At 65.3% G+C, this 20,756-nt stretch carries 16 protein-coding genes; 14 read left to right on the top strand and 2 right to left on the bottom strand.

The genetic code is table 11. The features are described from left to right. Positions 1-62 precede the first annotated feature (62 nt). Positions 63-2,333 (top strand): Orn/Lys/Arg family decarboxylase, encoded by a 2,271-nt coding sequence (locus WKW77_RS01340; RefSeq protein ID WP_340355026.1) that lies wholly within the window; start codon positions 63-65, stop codon positions 2,331-2,333. A gap of 45 nt (positions 2,334-2,378) precedes the next feature. Here the strand turns inward: WKW77_RS01340 and WKW77_RS01335 are convergent, their stop codons facing one another. Further along, a complete protein-coding gene (locus WKW77_RS01335; RefSeq protein WP_422823117.1) occupies positions 2,379-3,254 on the bottom strand; it encodes a DNA ligase in 876 nt (291 codons plus the stop codon). A 93-nt stretch (positions 3,255-3,347) separates the two neighbouring features. Continuing rightward, positions 3,348-4,139: an enoyl-ACP reductase FabI gene (gene fabI, locus WKW77_RS01330; protein ID WP_340355024.1), complete on the bottom strand. Its 792-nt coding sequence runs from the start codon at positions 4,137-4,139 to the stop codon at positions 3,348-3,350. A gap of 37 nt (positions 4,140-4,176) precedes the next feature. Between fabI and WKW77_RS01325 the strand changes: the two genes are divergently transcribed. From WKW77_RS01325 to WKW77_RS01265, 13 genes are all read left to right on the top strand, one after another. Next, a complete protein-coding gene (locus WKW77_RS01325; RefSeq protein WP_340355023.1) occupies positions 4,177-5,991 on the top strand; it encodes an extracellular solute-binding protein in 1,815 nt (604 codons plus the stop codon). Positions 5,992-5,997: 6 nt separating this feature from the next. Continuing rightward, the gene (locus tag WKW77_RS01320; protein WP_340355022.1) at positions 5,998-7,026 is read left to right on the top strand and encodes a microcin C ABC transporter permease YejB; all 1,029 of its coding nucleotides are present in this window, start codon (positions 5,998-6,000) and stop codon (positions 7,024-7,026) included. Then, a complete protein-coding gene (locus tag WKW77_RS01315) occupies positions 7,019-8,071 on the top strand; it encodes an ABC transporter permease (protein WP_340355021.1) in 1,053 nt (350 codons plus the stop codon). Before WKW77_RS01320 ends, WKW77_RS01315 begins: the two co-directional genes overlap by 8 nt. Next, positions 8,068-9,681, top strand: a complete 1,614-nt coding sequence (locus tag WKW77_RS01310) for an ABC transporter ATP-binding protein (protein WP_340355020.1) — start codon at positions 8,068-8,070, stop codon at positions 9,679-9,681. The genes WKW77_RS01315 and WKW77_RS01310 overlap by 4 nt, the downstream gene beginning before the upstream one ends. A 17-nt stretch (positions 9,682-9,698) precedes the next feature. Then, positions 9,699-10,904, top strand: a complete 1,206-nt coding sequence (locus WKW77_RS01305) for a YbfB/YjiJ family MFS transporter (protein WP_340355019.1) — start codon at positions 9,699-9,701, stop codon at positions 10,902-10,904. A 164-nt stretch (positions 10,905-11,068) separates the two neighbouring features. Then, on the top strand, positions 11,069-11,680 hold the full coding sequence (gene rimP / locus WKW77_RS01300; RefSeq protein WP_340355018.1) for a ribosome maturation factor RimP: 612 nt from the start codon (positions 11,069-11,071) through the stop codon (positions 11,678-11,680). A 17-nt stretch (positions 11,681-11,697) separates the two neighbouring features. Beyond that, entirely contained in the window at positions 11,698-13,182 is a 1,485-nt protein-coding gene (gene nusA, locus WKW77_RS01295) for a transcription termination factor NusA (protein ID WP_340355017.1), read from the top strand. 24 nt (positions 13,183-13,206) lie between these two features. Next, complete coding sequence (infB, locus tag WKW77_RS01290) at positions 13,207-16,137, top strand: translation initiation factor IF-2 (RefSeq protein WP_340355016.1); 2,931 nt, start codon at positions 13,207-13,209, stop codon at positions 16,135-16,137. Positions 16,138-16,158: 21 nt separating this feature from the next. Then, positions 16,159-16,530 (top strand): 30S ribosome-binding factor RbfA, encoded by a 372-nt coding sequence (gene rbfA, locus WKW77_RS01285; RefSeq protein ID WP_093158896.1) that lies wholly within the window; start codon positions 16,159-16,161, stop codon positions 16,528-16,530. 2 nt (positions 16,531-16,532) lie between these two features. Beyond that, the gene (gene truB, locus WKW77_RS01280; protein ID WP_340355015.1) at positions 16,533-17,480 is read left to right on the top strand and encodes a tRNA pseudouridine(55) synthase TruB; all 948 of its coding nucleotides are present in this window, start codon (positions 16,533-16,535) and stop codon (positions 17,478-17,480) included. Next, the gene (typA, locus tag WKW77_RS01275) at positions 17,477-19,309 is read left to right on the top strand and encodes a translational GTPase TypA (RefSeq protein WP_340355014.1); all 1,833 of its coding nucleotides are present in this window, start codon (positions 17,477-17,479) and stop codon (positions 19,307-19,309) included. Before truB ends, typA begins: the two co-directional genes overlap by 4 nt. Positions 19,310-19,356: 47 nt before the next feature. Then, on the top strand, positions 19,357-20,226 hold the full coding sequence (locus WKW77_RS01270; protein ID WP_340355013.1) for a DMT family transporter: 870 nt from the start codon (positions 19,357-19,359) through the stop codon (positions 20,224-20,226). A 67-nt stretch (positions 20,227-20,293) separates the two neighbouring features. Then, complete coding sequence (locus WKW77_RS01265) at positions 20,294-20,704, top strand: hypothetical protein (protein ID WP_340355012.1); 411 nt, start codon at positions 20,294-20,296, stop codon at positions 20,702-20,704. Positions 20,705-20,756 lie beyond the last annotated feature (52 nt).

The raw sequence follows: 20,756 nt of genomic DNA, 5'->3' as shown, positions 1-20,756 counted from the left end.
GCGCCTTCATCTGAATTCCGTACACTTCGCGCCTATTTGCTAGCCCTTCCGGAGCCACGCTCATGAAATTTCGTTTTCCGATCGTCATCATTGACGAGGACTTCCGCTCCGAGAACACCTCGGGGCTCAGCATTCGCGCGCTGGCTCAAGCTTTCGAGAATGAAGGTTTCGAGGTGCTTGGCGTCACGAGCTACGGCGACCTGAGCCAGTTCGCCCAGCAGCAGAGCCGCGCCAGCGCGTTCATCCTGTCGATCGACGACGAGGAGTTCTCGGTCGGGCCGGACCTGGATCCGGCCGTTCTCAATCTGCGCAATTTCATCGGCGAAGTGCGGCGCAAGAACGCCGACGTGCCGATCTACATCTACGGCGAGACCAAGACCTCGCGGCACATCCCGAACGACATCCTGCGCGAGCTGCACGGCTTCATCCACATGTTCGAGGACACGCCGGAGTTCGTGGCCCGACACATCATTCGCGAGGCCAAGAGCTACCTGGAGGGCGTGCAGCCGCCGTTCTTCAAGGCGCTGATCGACTACGCGGAAGACGGTTCGTATTCGTGGCACTGCCCGGGGCACTCGGGCGGCGTGGCCTTCCTGAAGAGCCCGGTCGGCCAGATGTTCCATCAGTTCTTCGGCGAGAACATGCTGCGCGCCGACGTCTGCAACGCGGTGGAGGAACTCGGCCAGCTGCTCGACCACACCGGCCCGGTGGCGGCCAGCGAGCGCAACGCGGCGCGCATCTTCAACGCCGACCATTGCTTCTTCGTGACCAACGGCACCAGCACCAGCAACAAGATGGTGTGGCATCACACGGTGGCGCCGGACGACGTGGTGGTGGTGGACCGCAACTGCCACAAGTCGGTGCTGCACGCGATCATCATGACCGGCGCCATTCCCGTCTTCATGAAGCCGACGCGCAATCACTTCGGGATCATCGGCCCGATCCCCAAGAGCGAATTCGAACCGGCCGCGATCAAGGCGAAGATCCGCGCCAATCCGCTGCTCTCGCATGTGGATGCCGACAAGGTCAAGCCGCGCGTGATGACGCTCACGCAATCGACCTACGACGGCGTGATCTACAACACCGAGACGATCAAGGGCATGCTCGATGGCTACGTCGACACGCTGCACTTCGACGAAGCGTGGCTGCCGCATGCGGCCTTCCATCCGTTCTACGGCGCCTATCACGCGATGGGCAAGCGCCGTGTGCGGCCCAAGGAATCGCTGGTGTTCGCGACCCAGTCCACGCACAAGCTGCTCGCCGGCATCAGCCAGGCCAGCCACGTGCTGGTGCAGGATTCGCAGAACCGCGCGCTCGATCGCGACCTGTTCAACGAGGCCTATCTGATGCACTCGTCGACCAGCCCGCAGTACGCGATCATCGCGAGCTGCGACGTGGCCGCCGCGATGATGGAGCCGCCCGGCGGCACCGCGCTGGTGGAGGAAAGCATCCTCGAGGCGCTCGATTTCCGCCGCGCCATGCGCAAAGTCGAAGCCGAATTCGGCAAGGACGAGTGGTGGTTCAAGGTCTGGGGCCCCGAGCGGCTCGTGGAAGAAGGCATCGGCCGAGCCGACGACTGGATCATCAAGGGCGAGTCGCGCACCGCGAAGTGGCACGGCTTCGGCGCACTGGCCGATGGCTTCAACATGCTCGACCCGATCAAGTCGACCATCGTGACGCCGGGGCTGGACCTGAACGGGAAGTTCGCCAAGACCGGCATTCCGGCGGCGATTGTCACGAAGTTCCTCGCGGAGCACGGCGTGATCGTGGAGAAGACGGGCCTCTACAGCTTCTTCATCATGTTCACGATCGGCATCACCAAGGGCCGGTGGAACACGCTGCTCACGGCGCTGCAGCAGTTCAAGGACGACTACGGGCGCAACCAGCCGATGTGGCGGATCATGCCGGAGTTCTGCCAGCAGCATCCGGGCTACGAGCGGCTCGGACTGCGCGACCTGTGCCACCACGTGCACGAACTCTATGCGCGCTACGACGTCGCGCGGCTGACCACCGAGATGTACCTGAGCGACCTGACACCCGCCATGAAGCCCAGCGACGCCTTCGCCCACATCGCGCACCGCAAGACCGAGCGCGTGGAGATCGACGAGCTCGAAGGCCGCATCACCACCAGCCTGATCACGCCGTATCCGCCCGGCATTCCGCTCCTGATCCCGGGCGAGGTGTTCAACAAGAAGATCGTCGACTACCTGAAGTTCGCGCGCGAGTTCAACACGCAGTGCCCGGGCTTCGAGACCGACATCCACGGGCTGGTCGCGCGGATCGACGACTCCGGCAGGAAGCGCTACTACGCCGATTGCGTGCGCGCCGCTTGACCGGGCTGCAGCCGCCGCAGGCTTTATTGCGGCGGCTGCGCGCGATCAGAAGTCCATGTCCTCGCGCACGCGCAGGAAGCGGGCGAATCGCGGCACGCCGGACGGGTTCGTGCCGTTGTAGCGGTAGGTCACCCATGCGCCGACCGGGGGCGGGTTCTCGCGCTCCGCATCGGTGAAGCCGCCGCCGAGTTTGAATCGCTTGCCCTCGGGCATCTCGACGAGCAGGGCGCCGAGGCGCCCACCATGCTTGCCACGTCCGCCGACATGTCCGACCACTCGCGCCTCGGCTTCGTCATACGCCTTGACCTTGAGGAGGTCGTTGCTGCGCTCTGCGTGATAGCGCGATGCGCCGCGGTGCAGCATCAGGCCTTCGCCGCCCATCTGCATCGTCTTCTCGAGTAGGGCCTCGAGATCCTCGGCCGTCGTAGCGCGCTGCTGCGGGACCGCGACGACCCAGGGCACGCTCGTGATGGGCAGCAGCTTGCGCAGGTACGCGAGCCGCGCGGTGAAGTCGCCGGGCTGGGCCGGCACGTCGAAAACCATGAAGCGGATCTCGCGCCAGGCCGCGTCCGACGGCGGTTGGCTGCGTACGGTCGAGACGGTCTGGGAGAAGCGGCCTCGACCGGCCCAGAGCTCGCCGTCCAGGGGCTCGGCGGGCAGCGCTTCGGTGAACCAGCGGGGCGCGGCGATGAGTTCGCCACTGCGTGTCCACAACTGCTTGCCGTCCCAGTAGCCTCGGATGCCGTCGTACTTCTCGCTGACCCAGTAGTCGTCCAGCGGCATGCCGGGGCGGTACACCTCGGCCAGCATGACCGGAGCGGGCGCCTTCTGCGCAGGTTGCGCGCCCGCATCCGGGATGCGGGCAAGGCCGAAGGTTGCGCCGGCAGCAGCCAGCAGGAACGATCGGCGCGAAATGGCCATGCGGGCCTCGCGGCCCAGGCGAATGGAAAAACTCACTGTCTACTCCCTGGCGTCTCTAGGTATGCCAGGATTATCGTGCGCGACAGCCGGTGTTCAGGCGGCCGGTTCGGCGATGCCTCCGACGACGTGGCTGAAGCCGCCGTCGACATAGGTGATCTCGGCCGTCACGCCGCTCGCGAGGTCGCTGAGCAGGAAGGCGGCGACGTTGCCCACTTCCTCGATCGTGATGTTGCGGCGGATCGGCGCGACCTCGGCCACGGCCGACAGGATCTTGCCGAAGCCCTTGATGCCGCTCGCCGCGAGCGTCTTGATCGGGCCGGCGCTGATGCCGTTGACGCGCATGCCTTTCGGTCCGAGCGATTCGGCCAGATACCGCACCGAGGCCTCGAGCGAGGCCTTGGCCAGGCCCATGGTGTTGTAGTTGGGCAGCGCGCGCACCGCGCCGAGGTAGGTCAGCGTGAGCAGCGCGGACTTGTCGTTGAGGTAGGGCAGGGCCGACTTGGCCATGGCCGGGAAGCTGTAGGCGCTGATGTCGTGCGCCGTCTTGAAGGCATCGCGCGAGAGACCGTCGAGGAAATCGCCGGCGATCGCCTCGCGCGGTGCGAAGCCGATGCTGTGGACGAAGCCGTCGAACTTGGGCCACGTCTGGGCCAGGTCGGCGAAGAGCTTGTCGATCTGCGCATCGTCGGCGACGTCGCAGTCGAAGACCAGCTTGGAGCCGAACTCGGCTGCGAATTCGGTGATGCGGTCCCTGAATCGCTCGCCCACGTAACTGAACGCCAGTTCGGCGCCTTGCTCGTGGCAGGCCTTGGCAATGCCGTAGGCGATGGAACGATTGCTCAGAACGCCGGTGATCAGAAGTTTTTTGCCGGAAAGAAAGCCCATGGAACGACCTCGTGAAAATCTTGGGCAGAATTCTCGCATGCGGCTTCTCTGGTGCTGGTGGTTGATGGCATGCGCGTTTCCCGCATGGGCGGCGCACGGCTATGCGATGTGGGACGATCTCAAGTACCCGGCGGGATTTCCGCATTTCGACTACGTCAATCCTGATGCACCGAAGCGTGGCGAACTGCGGCTCGTGAGCAACCTGCGCTACTCCACCTTCGACAAGTACAACCCGTTCACGATCAAGGGCGCGCCGCCGGCCTACCTGGGCGGGCTGATGTTCGATTCCCTGCTGGCGGGCTCCATGGACGAGACCGCCTCCGGGTATGGTTTGCTGGCGAAGGACATCGTCGTCTCCCCCGACCGACTCAGTGCGACCTTCACGCTCCGGCCGGAGGCGCGCTTCCATGACGGCACGCCGGTCGAGGCCGCGGACGTCAAGTACAGCTACGACACGCTGGTCGGGCCGTATGTCTCGCCGTCTTACAAGACCCTGCTGGAGGACGTCGATGGCACCGAGGTGGTCGATGCCCACACCATCCGCTACAAGTTCAAGAAGCCTAATCGCGAGCTGCCGCTGATCGTCGGCGGCCTGCCCGTCTTCAGCCGGCGATGGGGCATGGAAAACGGCAAGGCCAAGCCCTTCGATCAGGTCGTGATGGACATCCCGATCGGAAGCGGTCCCTACAAGATCGGACCGGTGCGCTTCGGCAAGGACATCACCTATGTGCGCGACCCGAACTACTGGGCGCGCGACCTCAACGTGCGGCGGGGGACCAGCAACTTCGATCGCATCACGATCAAGATCTACAAGGACAACACCGCTCGCCTAGAAGCCCTGAAGGCGGGGGAGTTCGACATGATGAGCTTCTACTCGGCCGGCGACTGGGCGCGCCGGGTGACGGGCAAGCGCTTCGATTCCGGCGAACTGGTCAAGCGGGAGTTCACCCACCGGTTGCCGTCGGGATTTCAGAGCTACGTGCTGAACAGCCGGCGTCCGCTGCTGCAGGATCCGCGCGTGCGCGAGGCCCTGGGTCTTGCGCTGGACTACGAGTGGATGAACCGCCAGATGTTCTACAACGGCTATCCCCGCGTGCGGGACCTCTTCGGCAACACCGAATGCGCGGCCGAAGGTTTGCCGTCGCCGCAGGAGCTCAAGCTGCTCGAGCGTTGGCGCGGCAAGATGCCCGATGCGGTGTTCGGACCGATGTACACGCCGCCCACGACCGATGGTCCCGGGCAGTCCCTGCGCAACAACCTGCGGCGCGCGCGTGAGTTGCTCAAGGAGGCGGGCTGGGAATATCGCGACGGCGCGCTGCGCAATGCGAAGGACGAGCCGATGGTGCTCGAGTACCTCGACAGCAAGGAAGGCGGCGTGCGGACCGTGTCGCCGTGGATGCGCAACCTGGAGAAGCTCGGCGTCACGCTCCGCTTCGCTTCGGTCGATTTCGCGCTCTACCAGCAGCGCCTGGACAAGTTCGAGTTCGACATCACGACGATCAACTTCCCGGGCACGAACAACCCCGGCCAGCAACTGGCGGACATCTTCGGCAGCAAGGCGGCCAAGACGGAAAGCTCGGGCAACTACATGGGTGTGAGCAGCCCGGTGGTCGATGCTCTGGTTGCGGAGATCGTGCGCGCCGAGACGAAGCAGGAGCTTCTGCCGGCCTGCCGTGCGCTGGACCGCGTGATCATGCAGAGCCACTACCTGATTCCGCAATGGACGCTGACGGCGCACCGCGTCGCCTACAACGCATGGCGGCTGGACTACAAGCCGCCGATGCCGCCCTATGCGTCGGCCGAGGACTGGATCATGACGACATGGTGGGCCCGCGAGGGCGACCGGAGGTAGACGCGCATGCTGGCCTATGTTCTGAAGCGGCTTCTGTTGTTCATCCCGACCCTGCTCGGCGTGCTGCTGGTCACCTTCGTGGTCATCCAGTTCGTTCCGGGCGGCCCGGTCGAGCAGTACCTGGCCGAGGCGAGGGCGAATGTGCGCGGCGGCGTGGAGTCCGGCGGCTCCAACTACCGGGGCGACCAGGGAGTCGACCCCAAGCGGCTCGCGGAGATCAAGGCACTGTATGGCTTCGACAAGCCGGCGCACGAGAGGCTCTTGCAGATGCTGGGGCAATTCGCGCGCTTCGACCTCGGTCGCAGCTTCTTCCAGAACAAGGACGTATGGACGCTGATCCTCGAAAAACTCCCGGTATCCATCAGTCTCGGGCTCTGGACCTTTCTGATCAGCTATGGCGTCGCGGTGCCGCTTGGCGTGGCGAAGGCGGTTCGCGCCGGCACGCGATTCGACCTGGTCACGACGCTGCTGATTCTTGTGGGCTATGCGATTCCAGGCTTCGTGCTCGGTGTGGCGTTGCTCGTGGTCTTCGGCGGGCAGTTGCAGTGGTTTCCGCTGCGCGGCCTGACCTCCGCAACCTGGGACGACATGAACTGGGGAGCGCGCATCGTCGACTACCTCTGGCACATCACGCTCCCGGTGACCGCGATGGTGCTCGGCAGCTTCGCGGTCACCGCGATGCTGACCAAGAACGCGTTTTTGGAGGAAATCCGCAAGCAGTACGTCTTGACTGCGCGGGCCAAAGGCCTGGGCGAACGGCAGGTGCTCTGGAAGCACATCTTTCGCAATGCGCTGATTCCGATCGTGACCGGGCTGCCGGCCGCGTTCATCGGCGCGTTCTTCGCCGGATCGCTGCTGATCGAAACGCTGTTCTCGCTCGACGGTCTCGGCCTGCTGGGCTACGAAAGCGTGATCCGGCGCGACTATCCCGTGGTGCTCGGCACGCTTTACATCTTCACGTTGATCGGCCTCTTGACGAAGCTCATCTCCGATCTTTGCTACGTGTGGGTCGACCCGAGGGTGAAGTTTGACTAGCGCGCCGCCCGCCCAGCCCGTATCGCTGAGCCCGGGACGCCGCGCGTGGCTGCGCTTCAAGCGCAACCGCCTGGGCTTCTGGAGCCTCGTGATCTTTGCCGCGATGGTGGTGCTGAGTCTCTTCGCGGAAGTGCTTTCGACCGATCGGCCGCTGGTCATGCGCTACGAGGGCAAGGTCTATTTCCCGGTATTTCGGGACTACTCGGAGAAGACCTTCGGCGGTGACTTCGAGACGCCGGCCGACTATCTCGATCCGTTCATCCGCGATCGCATCACGCAGGGCGGCAACTGGGCGATCTATGCCCCCAACACCTACGGGCCGAAGACGCTCAACTACTTCGCCAAGTCTCCGAGTCCCGCGCCGCCGACGCGCGACAACTGGCTCGGCACCGACGATCGCGGGCGCGACCTGCTGGCGCAATTGATCTATGGCTTCCGGGTGAGCGTGCTGTTCGGCCTCGCGCTCACTGCGATCGGCACGGTGCTGGGGGTGGCCGCGGGCGCGGTGCAGGGCTACTTCGCGGGCAAGGTCGACCTGGCCTTCCAGCGCTTCATCGAAATCTGGGGCTCCATGCCCGAGTTGTATCTGCTGATCATCTTCAGCGCGGTGTTCGCGCCCAGCGTCGCGCTGCTGCTGATCCTGCTGAGCCTGTTCGGGTGGATGGGACTGTCCGACTACGTGCGCGCGGAATTCCTGCGCAATCGTCAGATGGATTACGTGCGCGCCGCCCGCGCGCTGGGAGTGGGCAATCTGCAGATCATGTGGCGGCACATCCTGCCGAACAGCATGACGCCGGTCGTCACCTTCCTGCCGTTCCGCATGAGCGCGGCCATCCTGGCGCTGACCTCGCTCGATTTCCTCGGCCTCGGCGTACCGCCGGGAACGCCGTCGCTCGGCGAACTGCTGAACCAGGGCAAGGCCAACATCGATGCGTGGTGGATCTCGCTTTCGACCTTCGGCGTGCTCGTGATCACGCTGATGCTGCTCACCTTCATGGGCGACGCCTTGCGCGACGCACTCGACCCCAGGAAGGCGGATCGATGAAGCAATCCTTGCTCGAGGTGAAAGGCCTTCGTGTCGCCTTCGGCGACAAGGAAGTCGTGCATGGCATCGACTTCCAGATCGACCAGGGCGAAAAGCTCGCGCTGGTGGGCGAATCCGGATCCGGCAAGACGGTCACTGCGCTGAGCCTGCTACGGCTGGCCCAGAACGCCGACGTGACGGGTGTCGCAAACTTTGCGGGCGAGGAGGGCGGCGCTGCCCGCGATCTTCTGGCCCTGCCGGAATCGAAGCTCCGCGGCATCCGAGGCAAGGAGATCGCGATGATCTTCCAGGAGCCGATGACCGCGCTCAATGCGCTCTACCCGGTGGGCGATCAGATCGCCGAGGTGCTCGAACTGCATCAGGCGCTCTCGGCCCGGGCTGCGCACGAGGCGGCGGTGCAACTGCTCGCGGATACCGGCATTCCCGAGCCGGCGAGACGGGCGAGGGCGTTTCCGCACCAGTTGTCCGGCGGACAGCGCCAGCGCGCCATGATCGCCATGGCCCTGGCTTGCCGGCCCAGGCTGCTGCTGGCGGACGAGCCGACCACCGCGCTCGACGTCACCGTGCGTGCGCAGATCCTCGATCTCCTGACCGATCTGCAGCGCAGGTACGGCATGGCGGTGCTGCTCATCACGCACGACCTCAATCTCGTGCGGCGGTTCGCGGATCGGGTGGCGGTGATGGAGAACGGGCACCTCATCGAGCACGGCGCCGTAGCCACCGTCTTCGATGCACCGCGACATCCGTACACCCGCAAGCTGATCGACAGCCGGCCGCAGCGGGATGTGGCGCCTGTGACTGCGCGCCAAGCGGAGCCGGTGCTGGCAGCGAAATCGCTGCGCGTGATCTACCCCGTGCCGCGCCCCGGCTTTGCGGGCTGGTTCCGCAAGGGCGAGTTCGTCGCGGTGCGGGGCGCCGACTTCCGCATCGCGCCGGGCGAGACGCTCGGAGTCGTCGGCGAATCCGGCTCCGGCAAGTCCACGCTGGCGCTCGCGGCGCTGGGCCTGCTCAAGCATCAGGGCGAACTCGACGTCGCCGGCCGGCGCTGGAATGCCGGCGGCGCCAGCGACCGCGCCTTGCGGCGCGTGATGCAGGTCGTCTTCCAGGATCCCTTTTCCTCGCTGTCGCCCCGGATGACAGTCGAGCAGATCGTGGGCGAGGGCCTGACGGTCCACGCGCCGGAACTCGACGCGGCCGCCCGGCGAACGCGCTCGCTCGATGTGCTTGGCCAGGTCGGCCTGACCGAGGCGCAGTTCCCGGCGCTGCTGGACCGCTATCCGCACGAGTTTTCGGGCGGCCAGCGCCAGCGGCTCGCGGTGGCGCGTGCGCTGATCGTCGATCCGAAGCTGCTGGTGCTCGACGAGCCCACGAGTGCGCTGGACGTGACCATCCAGAAGCAGGTCCTCGGGCTGCTGCAGCGCCTGCAGCGCGAACGGGGCCTGAGCTATTTGCTGATCACCCATGACGTGGAGGTGATCCGGGCCATGGCGCACCAGGTCATCGTGATGAAGGACGGTGCGATCCTCGAATCCGGCCCGGTCGGGCAGGTGCTCGACGCACCTGGGCATCCCTATACGCAGAAGCTGGTCGCTGCGGCCCTGGCCGATTAGAGGTGTCTGGAGCGCGAATGTCGCTGATCAGTGATGACAGGCGCGATGCCTGGCGCGCAGCGCTGGCGTGCATGGTGGCCCTCTCGGTCGCCATGGGACTGGGGCGGTTTGCGTTCACGCCGATGCTTCCGGTCATGCTCCATGAAGGCAAGCTCGACCTGCAGGCGGGCGGTCTGCTTGCATCGCTGAACTACCTCGGCTACTTCGTGGGAGCGCTCAGTTGTGCCGCCATTCGCGTCCGTCCGGCCAGCATGGTGCGCGGCGGGCTGGTTGCGACGGCCGCGCTGCTGCTCGGGATGGGACTTCTGCAGGGCTTCGCCGCATGGAGCGTCCTGCGGGCCGCCGCTGGAGTCATGAGCGCGTGGACCTTCGTCTTCGCATCCGGCTGGGGACTGCGGCGGCTCGCGGAAACCGGGGCACCGGCTCTGGGCGGGGTCATCTATGCCGGACCAGGGATCGGCATCGCGGTCACCGGCCTCCTGGGTGGCACCGTGGGACGCTGGGGATCCGAAGCGGGATGGATCGGCCTCGGCCTGATGGCGCTCGTGCTCGTCGCGGTGGTCTGGTTCGTCTTCAGCGACGGCGCGCAAGCGCATGCAGCCGCGGCAAGTGCCGCCGTTGCGGCGCCGGCGCCGGCCGAGGCGACCACCCTGCGCAGCGACGCACGCTGGCTTGTCGCCTTATACGGGCTTGCCGGGTTCGGCTACATCATCACGGCGACCTTCCTGCCGGTGATTGCTCGCCATGCGCTCCCCGGATCGCCGTGGCCCGACCTGTTCTGGCCGCTTTTCGGGCTGGCGGTCGTCCCGGGCGCCCTGATCGGTGCGCGCGCACCAGTGCATTGGGACAACCGACTGCTGCTGGCGGTCGCGTACCTGCTTCAGGCCCTGGGAGTGGTGCTATCCGTGGTCTGGCCCACGATTGCCGGTTTCGCGCTGGGAAGCCTGCTGTTGGGCATGCCTTTCACGGCCATCACTCTTTTTGCGATGCGGGATGCGCGCCGCCTGCGCGGCAATTCATCTTCCGGATTGATCGGGTATGCAACGGCCTCGTATGGCGTGGGGCAGATTCTCGGGCCTCTGTTTGCCGCGCCGCTGGCCCAGCGCACGGGATCATTCACGATGCCGTTGCTCGTCGCCGCGGCAGCTTTGACCATCGGCGCGATGCTTTTTTCCTGGGTGTGGTGGCAATCCCGTGCTTCGATGACGTCCGCCGGCCGATAGAAACTGCTATTACGTAACGCATTTGGCATATAATTCGAATCTCACGACCAAACGGGCGGGTACCAACCGCCCGTTTTTTATTGGTCGATGCTTTTTTGGTGCGCTCACGCGGGACGGGCGGCGCCGGCAGGGCAAGCAAACATTTCAAGGGCGCATACAGACACGTGGCATTGCAGCAGACAGTGGAAAAAACCGTGGCCGGACTTGGCTACGACCTGGTCGAGATCGAGCGCTCGGCCGGTGGATTGCTGCGCGTCACGATTGATTTGCCATGGAATGGCCCCAATTCACCTGATGCGGCCGGCGAAGCGCCTGAGCCGTTCGTAACGGTCGAGGATTGCGAAAAAGTCACTCGGCAGCTGCAGTTTGCGCTCGAGGTCGACGGTGTTGATTACAAGCGTCTCGAGGTGTCATCGCCGGGCATTGACCGCCCGTTGCGCAATGAGCAGGATTTCGAGCGTTTTGTCGGCGAAGTGATCGACATCACGCTCAAGGCGCCGATGGGCGCTGCCGCGGGTGGGCAGGTGGCAGCCAACCGCAAGAAGTTTCGCGGCACGCTGGAGCGGGTCGCGGGGGCCGGCGGCTCGCAGGGCTGGCAGATCGTCTGGAGTGACGAGCCAGCGCCGAAGCCCGGCCAGAAAGTCAGCAAGAAGCGCGCGCCCGCCCAGTTGCAGGCGCTCGGTTTTGCCTTGGACGAGTTGCGCGAGGCGCGACTCGCGCCAATCGTGGATTTCAAGGGGCGTAGGCCCAAACCTGGCACGTCGGTGTCGGACTGAACGAGGAGAGTGGTGGCATGAATCGCGAAATGTTGATGTTGGTGGATGCGATCTCGCGCGAGAAGAACGTCGAGCGTGACGTCGTCTTCGGCGCCGTCGAGTCCGCCCTTGCACAAGCGACAAAGAAGCTCTATCCGGGTGACGTGGACATTCGCGTGGCGATCGACCGCGAAAGCGGCGACTATGAAACCTTCCGCCGCTGGCATGTCGTGCCCGACGAAGCCGGCCTGCAGATGCCCGACCAGGAAATCCTGCTCTTCGAAGCCAAGGAAGAGATGCCGGACATCGAGATCGACGAGTACATCGAAGAGTCCGTCGAGTCCATGCCGATCGGCCGCATCGGCGCGATGGCCGCCAAGCAGGTGATCCTGCAGAAGATCCGCGACGCGGAGCGCGAGATGCTGCTCAACGACTTCATGTCGCGCGGCGAAAAGATCTTCACCGGCACCGTCAAGCGGCTGGACAAGGGCGACATCATCGTCGAGGCCGGCCGTGTCGAAGGCCGTCTGCGCCGCAGCGAGATGATCGCCAAGGAAAACCTGCGCAACGGCGATCGCGTGCGGGCCATGATCATGGAGGTCGACCTCACGCTGCGCGGCGCGCCGATCATCCTGTCGCGTGCCGCGCCGGAATTCATGATCGAGCTGTTCCGCCAGGAAGTGCCCGAGATCGAGCAGGGACTGCTGGAGATCAAGAGCTGCGCCCGCGACCCGGGCTCGCGCGCCAAGATCGCCGTGCTCTCGCACGACAAGCGTGTCGATCCGATCGGCACCTGCGTGGGCGTGCGCGGCACACGGGTGAATGCGGTCACCAACGAACTCGCCGGCGAGCGCGTCGACATCGTGCTCTGGAGCGAAGACCCCGCCCAGTTCGTGATCGGCGCGCTGGCGCCGGCCAACGTGACCTCGATCGTCGTCGACGAGGAAAAGCACGCGATGGACGTGGTGGTCGATGAGGAAAACCTCGCGATCGCGATCGGCCGCGGCGGCCAGAACGTGAGGCTCGCCTCCGATCTGACCGGCTGGAAGATCAACATCATGGATGCCAACGAATCGGCACAGAAGCAGGCGTCGGAGACCGACGCCAGCCGGAAGCTTTTCATGGAAAAGCTCGATGTGGACGAGGAAATCGCGGACATCCTGATCTCCGAAGGCTTCACGAGCCTCGAAGAAGTGGCTTACGTGCCGATCTCGGAAATGCTCGAGATCGAGGCTTTCGACGAAGACACGGTCAACGAACTGCGTTCGCGCGCCAAGGATGCGCTGCTGACGCTGGAAATCGCCCGTGAAGAAAACGTCGAGAGCGTTTCCCAGGACCTGCGGGACCTCGCCGGACTCGATCCGGTGCTCATTCCGAAGCTGGCCGACGCGGGTGTGCATACCCGCGACGACCTGGCCGACCTCGCGGTCGACGAACTCACCGAGATCACCGGCCAGAGCGCCGATGACGCCAAGAACCTCATCTTGAAGGCCCGCGAACACTGGTTCGCCGGCCAAGAGTGATGGTCATGGAGGCACGAAACGAATATGTCCAGTACCACTGTCGCCGAGTTCGCACACGAGCTCAAGAAGACTCCCGAAATCCTGCTTGACCAGCTCAAGAGCGCGGGCGTGCCCAAGGCCGCCGCAACGGATGCGCTCACCGAGTCGGACAAGCAACGCTTGCTTGGTTTCCTGAAGGCCAGCCACGGCACGGTCGAGCCTGAGCGCAAGAAGATCACGCTCACCAAGAAGTCAACCAGCGAGATCAAACAGGCGGACGCGACGGGCCGCGCCCGGACCATCCAGGTCGAAGTGCGCAAGAAGCGCACTTTCATCCAGCGCGACGACGGGCATCCGGCTGGCGCTGAAGCGGTTGCGCCGCAGGTCGAGGCCCAGCCTGCAGCCGCTTCCGCAGCACCGCGCATCGACGAAGTCGAACTCGCGAGGCGCGAGGAAGAGGCTCGACGCCAGGCCGAGCTGATCCGCCGGCAGGAAGAGGAACTCGCAGAGAAGCGCCGCCTGCGCGAGGAGGCGGAAGCGCGTGAACGCGCCCGCGCCGAGGAAGCGGAGCGCGCGGAGCAGGAAGCCAGGGCTGCTGTCCAGAAGAAGGCTGCGGAAGCCGCAGCTGCGGCCGCCGTCACGGCCGATGGCCCTGAAGCAGCCGAGGAAGCGCCGGCGGAGACGAATCGCAAGGTTGCCGAACCCTCCCCCGAGCAAGTCAAGGAAGATGCCAAGGCCAAGGCTGCCGCCGAGTCGAAGGCGCGCGCCGAGGAAGAAGCCGCACGCGCCCGTGACTTGGACGAGCGCCGTCGCAAGGCGTTGGCTGAAGCCGAGGCCATCCGCGCGATGCTGAATTCGCCGGCGCGCGTGCTGGTGCCGAAGCAACCCGAGAAGCCCGCCGCCGCCCAAGCGAAGGCAGGCGTCAAAGGCACGCTGCACAAGCCGACCGCGCCTGCGGCCCGTACGGCCGCACCGGCTGCGCCTGCGGGCGCTCAGGCGCCCGCCCCCGCTGCGGGTGCCGGAGCGGGCAAGGAGGTGAAGTCGGCCAAGCTCTCGTCGAGCTGGGCGGGCGACACCGCCAAGAAGAAGGAAATCAAGACCCGCGGCGATGCCAGCGGTGGCGTTGGCCGGGGCAACTGGCGCGGTGGTCCGCGCGGCCGTCGCGGCAACGATCGCAACGGTGTGGAGGAACGCGCACCGGCGGCGCCGGTCGAGGCGCGCATCATCGAAGTGCACGTGCCCGAGACCATCACGGTGGCGGAGCTCGCGCACAAGATGTCGATCAAGGCATCGGAGGTCATCAAGCAATTGATGAAGCTTGGCCAGATGGCCACCATCAACCAGTCGCTGGACCAGGACACCGCGATGATCATCGTGGAGGAAATGGGCCACAGCGCCGTGGTTGCGGCGCTGGACGACCCGGAAGCCTTCACCGACGAGGACGTCTCGGCACAACAGGCCGAAGCGCTGCCGCGCGCGCCGGTCGTGACCGTCATGGGTCACGTCGACCACGGCAAGACCTCGCTGCTCGACTACATCCGCCGCGCCAAGGTCGCTGCGGGCGAGGCCGGAGGCATCACGCAGCACATCGGCGCCTATCACGTCGAGACGGAACGCGGCATGGTGTCCTTCCTGGACACCCCGGGCCACGAGGCGTTCACCGCCATGCGTGCACGCGGCGCCCAGGCGACCGACATCGTCATCCTGGTGGTGGCCGCGGACGACGGCGTCATGCCGCAGACCAAGGAAGCCATCAAGCACGCGAAGGCCGCCAAGGTGCCGATCGTGGTGGCGATCAACAAGATCGACAAGCCCGATGCCAACCTCGACCGCGTGAAGCAGGAGCTGGTGGCAGAAGAAGTCGTGCCTGAAGAGTACGGCGGCGACACGCCGTTCGTGCCCGTGTCCGCCAAGACGGGGCAGGGCGTCGACGATCTGCTCGAGCAGGTTCTTCTGCAGGCTGAAATCCTGGAACTGAAGGCGCCGGTGGATGCCGCCGCCAAGGGTCTGGTTATCGAAGCGCAGCTCGACAAGGGCCGCGGTCCGGTCGCGACGGTGCTGGTGCAGTCCGGCACGCTCAAGACCGGCGACGTGGTGCTGGCGGGTTCGACCTACGGCCGCGTTCGCGCCATGATCGACGAAGACGGCAAGCCGGTGAAGTCTGCGGGTCCGTCGATCCCCGTCGAGATCCAGGGCCTGACGGAAGTGCCGCAGGCCGGCGACGAGTTCATGGTGATGGGCGACGAGCGCCGTGCGCGCGAAATCGCGACTTACCGCGCGGGCAAGTTCCGCAACACCAAGCTCGCGAAGCAGCAGGCCGCCAAGCTCGAGAACATGTTCGCGGACATGACCGCGGGCGAAGTCAAGACGGTGCCGATCATCATCAAGGCCGACGTGCAAGGCTCGCAGGAAGCGCTCTCGCAATCCCTGCTCAAGCTCTCGAACGAAGAGGTCAAGGTGCAGGTCGTGTATGCGGCCGTCGGCGGCATCAGCGAGTCGGACATCAACCTCGCGATCGCGTCCAAGGCGATGGTCATCGGCTTCAACGTGCGTGCCGACGCCGGCGCGCGCAAGCACGCCGAAGGCAACAACATCGAGATCCACTACTACAGCATCATCTATGACGCTGTGGACGATCTGAAGACCGCGATGGCCGGCATGCTGGCTCCGGAGCGGCGCGAAGAGGTCATCGGCTCGGCCGAGATCCGCACCGTGTTCGTGGCGTCCAAGATCGGTACGGTCGCGGGTTCGTACATCACTTCCGGCTTTGTCAACCGCAACGCGCATTTCCGCCTGTTGCGCGACAACGTGGTGATCTACACCGGCGAGATCGAATCGCTCAAGCGCTTGAAGGACGATGTGCGCGAAGTGCGCGAAGGCTTCGAGTGCGGTATCAAGCTCAAGAACTACAACGACATCAAGGAAGGTGATCAGCTGGAGTTCTTCGAGATCAAGGAGATCGCGCGGACGTTGTAAGCGTCGGGATCGATCACGACCATGCCCAAGAGAAAATCCGCAGCCCCCAACCGCGCCTTCAAGGTGGCCGATCAGATCCAGCGCGATCTGACGGAGCTGATCGCGCGCGAGTTGAAAGATCCGCGGGTGGGCATGGTGACGATCCAGGCGGTCGAGGTCACGCCCGACTACGCGCATGCGAAGGTTTTCTTCAGCCTGCTCGTGGGCGACCCGGTCGAGACGACCGAGGCGCTGAACCAGGCGGCGGGTTTCCTGCGTAACGGTCTTTTCAAGCGTCTGCACATCCATACCGTGCCGACACTCCACTTCCAGTTCGATCGCACGACCGAGCGCGCCGCCGACATGAATGCGCTGATCGCGCAGGCCGTCGCTTCCCGTTCCAAAGACGACTGAAGATGAACGCGCCACGCACACGGGTGCAGCGGCGCCCTGTGCATGGGGTGTTGCTGCTCGACAAACCGCTGGGTCTCTCCAGCAACCAGGCCTTGCAGAAGGCCAAGTGGCTGCTGCGCGCAGAAAAGGCCGGGCACACCGGAACGCTCGACCCCCTCGCGACGGGCGTACTGCCGCTGTGCTTCGGGGCCGCCACGAAGTTCAGCCAGCTCCATCTCGATGCGGACAAGACCTACGAGGCCATCGCCCGCCTCGGCGTCAAGACGTCCACCGGGGATGCGGAAGGCGAAGTGATCGAACGCCGCCCGGTCGCCGTGAATGCCGGCGATCTGGCACGCGTGCAAGCCCGATTCACGGGCCCGATCCGCCAGGTGCCGCCGATGCACAGCGCCCTGAAGAAGGACGGCAAGGCGCTGTACGAATACGCCCGCGAAGGACTCGAAGTCGAGCGCGCGCCGCGCGACGTCGTGATTCACAGCCTTTCGATCACCGCCCAGCCGGGCAGCGATGACATCCGCATCCGGGCCACCGTGAGCAAGGGGACCTACATCCGCACGCTCGGCGAGGACATCGGCGAGGCGCTGGGTTGCGGCGCCCACCTCGTTGCGCTTCGGCGCGTCGCCACCGGCGGCTTCCACGAGAGCCAGTGCGTGACGCTGGCAGCCTTCGAAGCCATGGACGAAAGCGAACGCCTGGCCAGGCTCCTGCCTGCCGAGTCGCTCGTGGCCGATCACACCCGTGTCACGCTCGGTGCCGAAGATGCCGGGCGCTTTCTTTCGGGCCTGCGCAGGCGCGGCGGCTGGGGCGATTCGCCGGCCGTGGCCGTGTTCGGCGACACACCTCGCACCTTTCTCGGCACCGCCCACGTGAAGGCCGGCGAACTCATTCCGGGGCGCTTGCTGAGCCCCATCGAAATCCAGCAAACACTATTGACCGAAGCGACACCATGAGCACCAATCAGATTCGCAACATTGCCATCATTGCCCACGTCGACCATGGCAAGACCACGATGGTCGACCAACTGCTGCGCCAGTCGGGCACCTTCGCCGAGCACGAGAAAGTCGTCGACACGGTGATGGACAACAACGCCATCGAAAAAGAGCGGGGCATCACGATCCTGGCCAAGAACTGCGCCGTCACCTGGAAGGGCACCCACATCAACATCGTGGACACCCCCGGGCACGCGGACTTCGGCGGCGAAGTGGAACGTGCGCTCAGCATGGTCGACGGCGTCGTGCTGCTGATCGACGCGCAGGAAGGCCCGATGCCGCAAACGCGCTTCGTGACCAAGAAGGCGCTGGCGCTCGGCCTCAAGCCGATTCTGGTCGTGAACAAGGTCGACAAGCCGGGCGCGCGTCCGGACCACGTGGTCAATGCCGCCTTCGACCTGTTCGACAAGCTGGGCGCGACCGATGAGCAGCTCGACTTCCCGGTCGTCTACGCCTCGGGCATCAACGGCTGGTCGTCGCTGGAAGAGGGCGAGCCGGGCGAGCAGTGGGGACCGGACATGTCGGCCCTGTTCGACACCGTCCTGAAGCACGTGCCTGCGCATGCCGGCGATCCGGATGCGCCGCTGCAGTTGCAGATCTCCGCCCTCGACTTCTCGACCTTCGTGGGCCGCATCGGCGTGGGCCGCGTCAACGCCGGGACCATCAGGCCAATGATGGACGTCGTCGTGATGGAAGGACCGGACGGCAAGGCGGTCAAGGGACGCGTCAACCAAGTGCTGACGTTCCAGGGGCTCGACCGCGTGCAGACCAAGGAAGCGGGACCTGGCGAAATCGTCCTGATCAACGGCATCGAGGACATCGGCATCGGCGTGACGGTGACCGACCCCCTCAAGCCGGCGCCGCTGCCGATGCTTCGCGTCGACGAACCGACGCTGACCATGAACTTCTGCGTGAACACCAGCCCGCTCGCCGGCCGCGAAGGCAAGTTCGTCACCAGCCGCCAGATCTGGGACCGCCTGCAGAAGGAGCTGCAGCACAACGTGGCGCTGCGCGTGAAGGAAACGGACGAAGAAGGCGTCTTCGAAGTCATGGGCCGCGGCGAATTGCACCTGACGATCCTGCTGGAGAACATGCGCCGCGAGGGCTATGAAATGGCCGTGTCGAAGCCGCGCGTGGTGTTCAGGGACATCGATGGCGTGCGTCACGAGCCGATCGAGATGGTCACCGCGGACATCGAAGAGCAGCACCAGGGCGGCGTGATGCAGGCGCTGGGCGAGCGCAAGGGCGATCTGGTGAACATGGAGCCGGACGGCAAGGGCCGCGTGCGTCTCGAATACCGCATTCCGGCGCGTGGCCTGATCGGGTTCAGCAATGAATTCCTGAACCTCACGCGCGGATCGGGCCTGATCTCCAACATCTTCGACGGCTACGAGCCGCACAAGGGCGACATCGGCGGGCGCAAGAACGGCGTGCTGATCTCGATGGACGATGGCGAGATCTTCACCTACGCACTCGGCAAGCTGGACGATCGCGGCCGCATGTTCGTGCGCGCCAACGACCCGGTCTACGAGGGCATGATCGTCGGCATCCACAGCCGCGACAACGACCTCGTGGTCAACGCCACGCGGACCAAGCAGCTCACGAACTTCCGCGTCTCGGGCAAGGAAGACGCGATCAAGATCACGCCGCCGATCGATCTCACGCTCGAATACGGGGTCGAGTTCATCGAGGACGACGAGCTGGTCGAGATCACGCCCAAGAGCGTGCGTCTTCGCAAGCGCTACCTCAAGGAACACGAGCGCAAGCGCGCCTCGCGCGAGGCTGCCTGATGCGGGCCGCGGGTCGTGGACTGACCCATGGCCGTGCGGCCTGGTTGATGGTCGCCGTGACCCTGATGTGGGCCACGGCCGGCCTTGTCACACGGCACCTCGAGCATGCGCGAAGCTTCGAGGTGACGTTCTGGCGCAGCTTCTTCACGCTGATTGCGCTGCTCGTCATCCTGCCGCTGTGGCAGGGGCCCGCGGTGTTCGCCAAGATCCGCCGCGGCGGTCGCGAACTGTGGATCTCCGGCGTGTGCTGGAGCGTGATGTTCACCGCCTTCATGGTGGCGCTCACGCTGACCAGCGTGGCCAATGTGCTGGTGACGATGGCCGTCGGGCCGCTGCTCACGGCGCTCGTCGCGAGAATCTTCATCGGGCACAAGCTGCCTGCTCGGACCTGGTCCGCCATCGTGGTGGCAGGCCTGGGCATCGGCTGGATGTACGGCACGCAGCTGGGGGAGGGCCTGCTCGTCGGCACGCTCGTGGCCCTGTGCGTCCCGCTCGCGGCGGCGTGCAACTGGACCGTGGTCCAGCATGCGCATGCGAAGGGGCATGACATCGACCTCGTCCCGGCGGTGCTGATCGGTGCCGCCATCTCGGCCGGGGTGACGCTGCCGCTCGCGTGGCCCTTTCAGGCCAACGCGCACGACCTGAGCCTGCTGGCCTTTCTCGGCCTCGTGCAACTCGCGATCCCATGCGTGCTTTCGGTGATCTGCGCCCGCGTGCTGAAGGCGCCCGAAGTGTCGCTGCTCTCGCTGCTGGAGGTGATCTTCGGCATCGCGCTGGCCTGGGTCGGCGCCGGTGAAGAGCCGCCGCCGAGCGTGCTGACCGGGGGCGCCCTGGTGATTAGTGCGCTGGTGTTCAATGAGTTGCTCGGCATGCGCGAGAGACGCATACCCCGTGCAGCGCTGAGCGGTACGCCTTGACGGCAGGGCAAGCACTGTCCACCGGGCGTGGGCTGCTACGTTCAATGGTTTTCGAAGGAAGGTATTGATGCGACTTTCATCCACTCTCCTGGCTTGTGCGTTGGCCGCAGCACCGTTCTGCGCATCGGCGCAGGTCTCGATCAACATCAACGTGCCCAGCATCGTGGCGGTGGCGCCACCCGCGCCGCGCTATGAGCCGGTACCGCCGGCGCGCGTCGGCTATGTCTGGGTCCCCGGAGTCTGGCAGTACCGGCATGACGCCTACGCCTGGCAGCAAGGCTACTGGCAGCCGGCAAGGCCGGACTACGTCTATGCGCCCGGCCGCTGGGTGCGCGCCGAGGGCGGATGGCGCTGGGTCGAGCCCGAATGGAAGGCGGCCAAGTACAAGGAGCCGAAGGGTCACCGCCACGATCACGGCGACTACGACGGTGATCACTATCACTGTCCTCCGGGGCAGGCGAAAAAGGGTCGGTGTTGAGCGATCGCCTTGAACAAATGAAAAAGGGCCGGTGACCGGCCCTTTTTCTTTG

It is taken from the genome of Variovorax ureilyticus (assembly GCF_037889935.1).
In the GTDB taxonomy this organism is placed as follows: domain Bacteria; phylum Pseudomonadota; class Gammaproteobacteria; order Burkholderiales; family Burkholderiaceae_C; genus Variovorax; species Variovorax ureilyticus.
This window is presented reverse-complemented; position numbering and strand designations above follow the sequence as displayed.